The sequence below is a fragment of the Martelella sp. UBA3392 genome, assembly GCF_002358775.1.
Classification (GTDB): Bacteria; Pseudomonadota; Alphaproteobacteria; order Rhizobiales; family Rhizobiaceae; genus Martelella; species Martelella mediterranea.
In genome coordinates this window covers 1-7,757 of record NZ_DEPM01000153.1, presented here as the reverse complement: position 1 = coordinate 7,757, position 7,757 = coordinate 1, and the positions used below count along the sequence as shown (strand labels likewise).

General features: G+C 60.2%; 11 protein-coding genes. 6 read left to right on the top strand and 5 right to left on the bottom strand.

The window, feature by feature from the left end; all coding sequences use genetic code 11:
* Positions 1–449: 449 nt before the first annotated feature.
* The 6 genes from B4E36_RS11560 (at position 450) to B4E36_RS11535 (ending at position 4,666) form a co-directional block, all read left to right on the top strand.
* Positions 450–710, top strand: coding sequence for a PepSY domain-containing protein (locus tag B4E36_RS11560; RefSeq protein ID WP_292055693.1), 261 nt, complete (start codon positions 450–452; stop codon positions 708–710).
* 1 nt (position 711) lies between these two features.
* Positions 712–1,350 (top strand): cytochrome b/b6 domain-containing protein, encoded by a 639-nt coding sequence (locus B4E36_RS11555; protein ID WP_292055694.1) that lies wholly within the window; start codon positions 712–714, stop codon positions 1,348–1,350.
* On the top strand, positions 1,347–1,886 hold the full coding sequence (locus B4E36_RS11550) for a helix-turn-helix transcriptional regulator (RefSeq protein WP_292055695.1): 540 nt from the start codon (positions 1,347–1,349) through the stop codon (positions 1,884–1,886). The genes B4E36_RS11555 and B4E36_RS11550 overlap by 4 nt, the downstream gene beginning before the upstream one ends.
* Positions 1,887–2,034: 148 nt before the next feature.
* On the top strand, positions 2,035–3,012 hold the full coding sequence (msrP, locus tag B4E36_RS11545; RefSeq protein WP_292055696.1) for a protein-methionine-sulfoxide reductase catalytic subunit MsrP: 978 nt from the start codon (positions 2,035–2,037) through the stop codon (positions 3,010–3,012).
* A 10-nt stretch (positions 3,013–3,022) separates the two neighbouring features.
* A complete protein-coding gene (gene msrQ, locus B4E36_RS11540) occupies positions 3,023–3,691 on the top strand; it encodes a protein-methionine-sulfoxide reductase heme-binding subunit MsrQ (RefSeq protein ID WP_292055697.1) in 669 nt (222 codons plus the stop codon).
* Positions 3,692–3,799: 108 nt separating this feature from the next.
* A complete protein-coding gene (locus B4E36_RS11535; RefSeq protein WP_292055698.1) occupies positions 3,800–4,666 on the top strand; it encodes a DUF817 domain-containing protein in 867 nt (288 codons plus the stop codon).
* Between the two features lie 105 nt (positions 4,667–4,771).
* Here the strand turns inward: B4E36_RS11535 and B4E36_RS11530 are convergent, their stop codons facing one another.
* The 5 genes from B4E36_RS11530 to rpsM all read right to left on the bottom strand — a co-directional run.
* A complete protein-coding gene (locus tag B4E36_RS11530; protein ID WP_292055699.1) occupies positions 4,772–5,176 on the bottom strand; it encodes a hypothetical protein in 405 nt (134 codons plus the stop codon).
* Between the two features lie 131 nt (positions 5,177–5,307).
* Positions 5,308–5,736, bottom strand: a complete 429-nt coding sequence (gene rplQ, locus B4E36_RS11525; protein WP_018065588.1) for a 50S ribosomal protein L17 — start codon at positions 5,734–5,736, stop codon at positions 5,308–5,310.
* A 45-nt stretch (positions 5,737–5,781) separates the two neighbouring features.
* Positions 5,782–6,792 (bottom strand): DNA-directed RNA polymerase subunit alpha, encoded by a 1,011-nt coding sequence (locus B4E36_RS11520; RefSeq protein ID WP_018065589.1) that lies wholly within the window; start codon positions 6,790–6,792, stop codon positions 5,782–5,784.
* A 98-nt stretch (positions 6,793–6,890) separates the two neighbouring features.
* On the bottom strand, positions 6,891–7,280 hold the full coding sequence (rpsK, locus tag B4E36_RS11515) for a 30S ribosomal protein S11 (RefSeq protein WP_018065590.1): 390 nt from the start codon (positions 7,278–7,280) through the stop codon (positions 6,891–6,893).
* A gap of 206 nt (positions 7,281–7,486) precedes the next feature.
* A partial coding sequence (rpsM, locus tag B4E36_RS11510; RefSeq protein WP_345900372.1) for a 30S ribosomal protein S13 occupies positions 7,487–7,757 on the bottom strand: 271 nt, incomplete at its 5' end.

The following is a 7,757-nucleotide window of genomic DNA, read 5'->3' as shown; positions in this document are numbered from 1 at the left end:
AACTGGGTGAAAGAATTGACGACGGCGATGATCGGCTTGCCGAAATCACCATCCTTCATGCCGGTTGCGCGCCAGAGACCGCGCGCGCCGGCCATGTTTCGACCATGGGTCGTCGTTCTTGAACGATAGGCAGGCATGGGGCTTCCTTTCTTAAATCCGGCGTTCAGCACATATGACCGATCCGGTCCTCCTCAATGTGCTCCCTGCATCACAGGCAGGCATCGCCGCTTGTGATGGTGGTAACCCATATCGGACGGGCTGTCACTATCGGTTGGCGGCAAAACGGTACTCTCCGGTACGGTTAGTCAGAAAACCGGTGTTTTCGCCCTAAGCAATCGCTTACGCGGGCCCGGCTCAGCCATAAGCAGATGGACGGGGAGGCTTTCGAGCAGCAGATCGGGGTTGTTGCGCTCCACTTCCGGCGCGCCTTCCCAAGAAAGGAAATTATCATGATCCGTTCCATGGTTCTCGCGGTCTCGCTCATTGCTGCCCCAGTCGCCGCCTTCGCAATGCCCGCCGTCGGCGATATCGTCGGCACCAACCCGACGGATGCCGCCGCCGCACTGCAAAAGGCAGGCTGCGATCTCAAGGGCTTCGAAGCCGAGGGCGGCATGATCGAGGCGAAGTGCTATGATGAAAACAACAAGATGCACGAAGTCTACATCAACCCGAAGACCGGCGCGATCGCCAGAATCTCCGGGAAGGACTGAAATGTCCGCCGGTAGACAAACAGGGACCGGGGCAGCGATTGCCCCGCCCGACCCGTGGGACCCGGTGGTGCGCCTCAGTCACTGGCTGATCGCCGCCGCCGTCATCATCAACGGCCTGATTTCAGAGCCGGGCGGAACCCTTCATATCTGGATCGGCTGGATCGCGATGGCTGTGCTGGTCATTCGCCTGGTCTGGGGGTTCATCGGCCCAAGGGAAGCCCGGTTCAACTCCTTCCTTCCTGATCCGCGCGCGGCGGTCTCGCATCTCTTCTCGCTGGTGCGCGGCAAGCCGAAGGAATATCCCTCGCACAACCCGGCCGGCGCGATCATGGTCTATGCGCTCTGGGCCTGTCTTGCCACGGTGATCGCGACGGGGCTGATCATGACCGACGCGAAAACACCAATCACCATCGCACAGGAGCGCGCCGCAGTTGAACAGGGCGACTGGTCCATACTTGCGGGAGACAGCAAAGGCGACGAGGCCTCCGGGACCTCGGGCGAGATCGTTAAAGCAATCCACGAGACAGCGGCCAATCTCATGCTAATATTGGCACTCGTTCATGTCGCAGGCGTTGCGGCCGAAAGCTATGCGCTCCGGAGAAATCTTGTGCGCCCGATGATCAAGGGTCCCCCGCGTTGACGAAAACCCGAAAAACGACACGGCAAGGGCGGTCGCAGTCGGTCGCCCTTGCCATCTTCATGATGCTGCAGAGCGTGGCGGCGCTGTTCTTCGTCGCCGATGCCGTTCGGGACCTTGCGGACGCCCCGGTGAATGCCGAGTCGGTCATCGAGGCGTTGACGGCGTTCGTTCTCGTGCTTGGCATCTTCATGGCCGGCTGGCAGCTTCGGCTGACACTTGAACGCATGGCAGCCCAAGGGCGCGCGCTCGATATCGCCCGCGGCGATTTCGTCCGCATCATCGAAACGCAATTCGATGTCTGGGGACTGACGGCGGCGGAGCGGGAGGTTGGCATGCTCGCCCTGAAGGGCATCGATCTGGCGGAAATCGCGCGCCTTCGGGGATCGGCCCAGGGCACGGTGCGCGCCCAGATGACCCGGATCTATGCCAAGGCCGGCGTTTCCGGCCGCGCGCAGTTTGCGGCATGGTTTGTCGAGGAGCTTCTGGGAGACGGCATTTCGCCGCCCGAGGCGGGTGAAAAACAACAATCGACTTGAGCCGCAGGCACAGCCCTTGCCGGGCAATCCCGCCCCGGCCTCACGCCCGATACACAAAAATGTGGTCGGAAAGTTTCTTGTGAAAGCTGAAACTATCGACGATCTTCCAACGTAACAGTTCATGACGAACATTACGGGAGACATTTCGATGTCCGCTTACAAGCCGCCGCATATCCCCGCATCCCAGATCACGCCGGAGCATATCTACCTTAAGCGCCGCACCCTTCTGGCAGGCCTTGCGGCGGGCGCCACCTTTGCCGCCGCTCCCGGAGCCTTCGCCGCCGGCGAGGAACTCACGCAGGGCGAAGCGCTGAAAACGGTGAAGGGCCCGATCCCCGCCCCCGCCGACCGCAAGGTGACGAGCTACGAGGACATCACCCACTACAACAATTTCTACGAGTTCGGGACCGGCAAGGAAGACCCCTACCGCAATTCCGGCGATTTCCAGCCCTATCCCTGGACCTTCGAGATCGACGGCATGGTGCAGAAGCCCCAGCGGGTCGACATCGATACCCTGCTGACCAAGTTTCCGCTGGAGGACCGCACCTACCGGATGCGCTGCGTGGAAGCATGGTCGATGGTGATCCCCTGGGTCGGCATTCCGCTGAAGTCGATCCTCGATATGGCGGAGCCCACCGGCTCGGCGAAATATGTCGCCTTCCAGACCGTGGTGCGCCCCGATCAGATGCCGAGTCAGCGCGGCTTCGGCCAGCCGATGCCCTGGCCCTATGTCGAGGGGCTCCGCCTCGACGAGGCCAACCACCCGCTGACCATCATCGCCGTCGGGCTTTACGGCAAGACGCTTCTGAACCAGTCCGGCGCGCCGATGCGCCTCGTGGTGCCGTGGAAATACGGCTTCAAGGGCATCAAGTCGATCGTCAGAATGACGCTGACCGACAAGCAGCCGCCCAATAGCTGGAACCTGCTTCAGTCAAACGAATACGGCTTCTATGCCAATGTGAACCCCGACGTGCCGCATCCGCGCTGGAGCCAGGCCTCCGAACGCGTGATCGGCGAAGGCGGCGGCTTCTTCGGCGGCGAGCGGATTCCGACGTTGATGTTCAACGGATATGGCGATGAGGTGGCGAGCCTTTACAAGGGCATGGACCTCAAGGCCAACTATTGAGCATCCGCCCATGACCGATATAACCGCCAGAAAACGCCCCGTCGCCAAAACCCAGTGGTGGCGCCCGGCTTCCGTCTGGGCGCTTTATGCGCTCGGTCTGGCGCCGGCCGTCTGGTATTTTTATCTCGGCGCGACCAACCAGCTTGGCGTCGACCCGGTCAAGACCTTCGAGCATGTTCTTGGCATCTGGGCGCTGCGGTTCATCCTCGCGACGCTCTGCATCACGCCGCTGCGCGATCTCGCGGACATCAACCTGATGCGCTACCGCCGGGCGCTGGGCCTGCTCGGCTTCTATTACGTCTGCTTCCACTTCCTGGTCTATCTCGTGCTCGACCAGCGCATGGACGTTTCCATGGTGATCGAGGATGTCATCAAGCGGCCCTTCATCACCTTCGGCATGATGGCCCTCGTCATGCTGATCCCGCTCGCCGTCACCTCCAACAACTGGTCGATCCGCACGCTGAAAAGGGGCTGGATCCTGATCCATTCCTTCATCTACGAGATCACCGCGCTCGCCACCCTCCACTTCGCCATGTCGCGCAAGGTCATCGGCCCGGAGATCATGCTCTACATCGCGATCGCCGTGCTGCTGCTCGGCTACCGCTTCGCGCGGCCCGCGATCATGGAACGCAGGCGCGCGAGGAAGAAGGCGGCGCGGATGCAGAAGGGCGCGAAATAGCGCGCCGCTCACAGCCGGGTGGCGGGATAACGCGCGCCGCCAAATCCAGGCCATAATATCGCCCCTCCCCTCGGTAAACGTGCCAGCGATATGAAAGCGCGAGGGGACATGACGGATTTCGCGACAACCATAAAACCATGGTCGCCCGACCGGTGGCTGACCGATATCGCGCCAAATCCGGCGCTCAGGGGTTTTCGCCGCTTCTGCGTGGAGTTCCTGTTCTTCGGCCTCAAGGAGGCGCGCGCCTGCCTGTTTGCGGGCCTGTTCTTCATCGCGATCTTTGCCGTGCCGCGCGCTGGTCTCGCCGGCATTCCGCGCTATGATCTCTTGCTGATCATCGCGCTTGCCATCCAGTTCGCGATGATCAGGTTCGGGCTGGAGACGATGGACGAATTCAGGGCGATCTGCCTGTTTCACGTCGTCGGCTTTGCGCTCGAGGCGTTCAAGACATCGGGGGCGATCCAGTCCTGGGCCTATCCGGACTTCGCCTATACCAAGCTTCTCGGCGTGCCGCTGTTTGCCGGCTTCATGTATGCCGCCGTCGGCAGCTATATCATTCAGACCTGGCGCATCCTCGATGTCCGCATCATCCACCATCCGCCCTACTGGATGGCGACGCTGGTGGCGCTGGCGATCTACCTCAACTTCTTCACCCACCACTATATCGGCGACTATCGCTGGTATATCGCAGCGCTCGCCATCGGCCTCTATGCCCGCGCCACGGTGATCTTCCGTCCCTATGATCGCGACCGCAAGATGCCGATGCTGCTCGCCTTCGTGCTGATCGGCTTCTTCATCTGGCTCGCCGAAAACATCTCGACCTTCTTCTCGGTCTGGCAATACCCGGATCAGCTCGGCGCGTGGTCGACCGTCCACATCGGCAAATGGAGTTCCTGGACGCTGGTCATCATCATGACCTTCACCATCGTCGCCTTTCTGAAGCATATCCGTGCGACGATCCACATTCCGAAATAACGTCTGGCGTGGCGCGTTACCTTCCCCTGGTTCTTCTCTCCGTCATTCTGACCTTGAGCCGGGGTGATGAATGAAAGGATGTTACGTCCGGTCTGGCCGCAGGTTCTATTGGTTTAAGAACCAGTTTCCGTTCCGCATACGCTGTTGATCCCGCCCCATGGTTATCCGAATGAGGTTTGACACCGCACCATGGCCTTCTGCGTCTTCCAAATTCAGCAACCGCTCCACTTCTGCGACAGCTCCAAACAGGACGAGATCAAAATGCCTGTCAGTCTTGGGGGCAAAAGCAGGACTTTGCATTTGGTATCGCCGATGAAGTATCGCGAACAAGAAGTAATACCGTTCTTCGTCAGCCTCGAGGACCGCGAGTTGATCTGCTGTGATAACAAACGTGAACATTAATGACCGAAAGCCACTTTCCACGGGCAGGTGATACGTCATTTGATCACCTCGTGCTGTCACGAAGGGCTCATATGGCTTACGCTTGAGAACGGTTGTCTCTGTCGTCATGATTCAGGTTCCACAGTGCAGGCAAACCGGACGGATGTGACAAACCGGAACCAAATCCGGCCCCAACTAACGAAAAAAAGCCGGGCGCTCTCGCACCCGGCTTTTCAACTTATATCAACTGAAAGCGCTGCTTACGCGGCTTCCATTTCCGAATCGGCTTCGGCGGCCACGCGGGCCTTGTCTTCGGCGCCCTTGGCGTCGACGTCGCGGTCAACGAATTCGATGACGGCGATCGGGGCGTTGTCGCCGTGGCGGAAGCCGGCCTTCATGATCCGGGTGTAGCCACCATTGCGGTCGACGTAGCGCGAGGCCAGAACGTCGAACAGCTTCTTGACGGCGTCGACGTCCTTGATCTGCGAGATCGCCTGACGGCGGGCATGCAGATCGCCGCGCTTGCCGAGCGTGATCAGCTTTTCGACGATCGGACGGATTTCCTTGGCCTTGGGCAGCGTCGTGACAATCTGCTCATGAACGATGAGCGAGACGGCCATGTTGGCAAACATCGCCTTGCGATGGCTTGCCGTTCTGTTCAGCTTGCGGCCTGCACTTTTATGGCGCATTGCTATTCTCCTTCACTTGCAGGCATCTACCTGCAGTATGACGTGTTAGTACTGATCCTCGTACCGCTTGGCGAGGTCGTCGATATTTTCCGGCGGCCAGGCCGGCACTTCCATGCCCAGGTGCAGGCCCATGGAGGCCAGCACTTCCTTGATCTCGTTCAGCGACTTGCGGCCGAAATTCGGGGTCCGCAGCATTTCCGCTTCCGTCTTCTGGATGAGATCGCCGATGTAAACGATGTTGTCGTTCTTCAGGCAGTTGGCCGAACGGACCGAAAGCTCTAGTTCGTCGACCTTCTTGAGAAGGGCCGGGTTGAAGGCGAGTTCGGTGACATCGTCTTCCTCGGTATCCTTCTGCGGCTCTTCGAAATTGACGAAGACCGAAAGCTGATCCTGCAGGATGCGGGCGGCAAATGCGACCGAATCCTCGCCGGTGACCGAACCATCGGTTTCGATGGTCATCAGCAGCTTGTCATAGTCGAGAACCTGGCCCTCGCGGGTGTTCTCAACCTTGTAGGAGACCTTGCGGATCGGCGAATAGAGGCTGTCGACCGGGATCAGGCCGATCGGCGCGTCTTCGGCGCGATTGCGCTCGGCCGGGACGTAGCCCTTGCCGTTGTTGACGGTGAATTCCATGCGGATTTCAGCGCCTTCATCCAGCGTGCAGAGCACCAGATCGGGGTTCAGGATCTCGATATCGCCAACCGTCTGAATGTCGCCGGCGGTGACAACGCCCGGGCCCTGCTTGCGCACGACCATGCGTTTTGCCTCGTCGCCTTCCATGCGGATGGCGATTTCCTTGATGTTCAGGACGATGTCGGTGACATCTTCGCGAACGCCGGGGATCGACGAGAATTCATGCAGAACGCCATCGATCTGAACCGCGGTCACGGCAGCGCCGCGCAGCGAGGACAGAAGGATGCGGCGCAGCGCATTGCCGAGTGTCAGGCCGAAGCCGCGTTCCAGCGGCTCGGCGACGAGCGTCGCCTTCTTCGGGCCGCTCGAGGTGAATTCCACCTTCGACGGCTTGATCAGTTCCTGCCAGTTTTTCTGTATCATGATTTCTACCTTTCGTTCGCCGCACTATCCAATCGTGACGGCCGACCTTCGTAGAACCGGGACCTCTTGCGAGACCACCGGAGCAAATTGACAGATGATTAGACGCGACGCTTCTTGCGCGGACGGCAGCCATTGTGCGGGATCGGCGTCACATCGCGGATCGAAGTGATGACGAAACCGGCTGCCTGGAGCGCGCGCAGAGCCGATTCACGACCGGAACCGGGACCGCAGACTTCGACTTCCAGCGACTTCATGCCGTGTTCCTGAGCCTTCTTGGCGCAGTCTTCGGCGGCGATCTGGGCAGCGAACGGCGTCGACTTGCGCGAGCCCTTGAAGCCCTTGGCGCCAGCGGACGACCAGGCAATCGCGTTGCCCTGAGCGTCGGTGATGGTGATCATCGTGTTGTTGAACGAGGAGTTCACGTGGGCAACGCCCGACGAAATATTCTTACGTTCGCGACGGCGAACGCGGGTGGCTTCCTTGGCCATGGTATTCCTTTCGTTGATCTCGACACCGCCGTAACGCCAGCGGCTCCACCGGGAAAGTTTCGCCTTGGACGAAAACCCTCCTGATCCGTTTCATCGCGGCGGCACTCCCGCCTCACCGCAAACCGGCCCCTTGAAGGCCCAGCCATCTACGCAGAAAGCCGGCGCAAACCCGCCGGCTCTTTCCGGAACGAAATGTCCCGTAAAACTTACTTCTTCTTGCCTGCAATCGCCTTTGCCGGGCCCTTGCGGGTGCGGGCATTGGTGTGCGTGCGCTGGCCGCGAACCGGCAGGCCGCGACGATGACGCAGACCACGGTAGCAGCCGAGGTCCATCAGGCGCTTGATGTTCATGGAGTTCTCGCGACGCAAGTCGCCTTCAACCATGTAATCGCGATCGATCGCTTCGCGGATCTGAAGGACTTCAGCGTCCGTCAGCTCATGCACGCGGCGTTCAGCCGGGATGGAAGCCTTTTCGCAG

Bases quoted from the DNA above. Each gene is read 5' to 3' on its own strand.
- B4E36_RS11560 (WP_292055693.1), top strand. From the start codon at position 450: ATGATCCGTTCCATGGTTCTCGCGGTCTCGCTCATTGCTGCCCCAGTC.
- B4E36_RS11555 (WP_292055694.1), top strand. From the start codon at position 712: ATGTCCGCCGGTAGACAAACAGGGACCGGGGCAGCGATTGCCCCGCCC.
- msrP (WP_292055696.1), top strand. From the start codon at position 2,035: ATGTCCGCTTACAAGCCGCCGCATATCCCCGCATCCCAGATCACGCCG.
- msrQ (WP_292055697.1), top strand. From the start codon at position 3,023: ATGACCGATATAACCGCCAGAAAACGCCCCGTCGCCAAAACCCAGTGG.
- B4E36_RS11535 (WP_292055698.1), top strand. From the start codon at position 3,800: ATGACGGATTTCGCGACAACCATAAAACCATGGTCGCCCGACCGGTGG.
- B4E36_RS11530 (WP_292055699.1), bottom strand. From the start codon at position 5,176: ATGACGACAGAGACAACCGTTCTCAAGCGTAAGCCATATGAGCCCTTC.
- rplQ (WP_018065588.1), bottom strand. From the start codon at position 5,736: ATGCGCCATAAAAGTGCAGGCCGCAAGCTGAACAGAACGGCAAGCCAT.
- B4E36_RS11520 (WP_018065589.1), bottom strand. From the start codon at position 6,792: ATGATACAGAAAAACTGGCAGGAACTGATCAAGCCGTCGAAGGTGGAA.
- rpsK (WP_018065590.1), bottom strand. From the start codon at position 7,280: ATGGCCAAGGAAGCCACCCGCGTTCGCCGTCGCGAACGTAAGAATATT.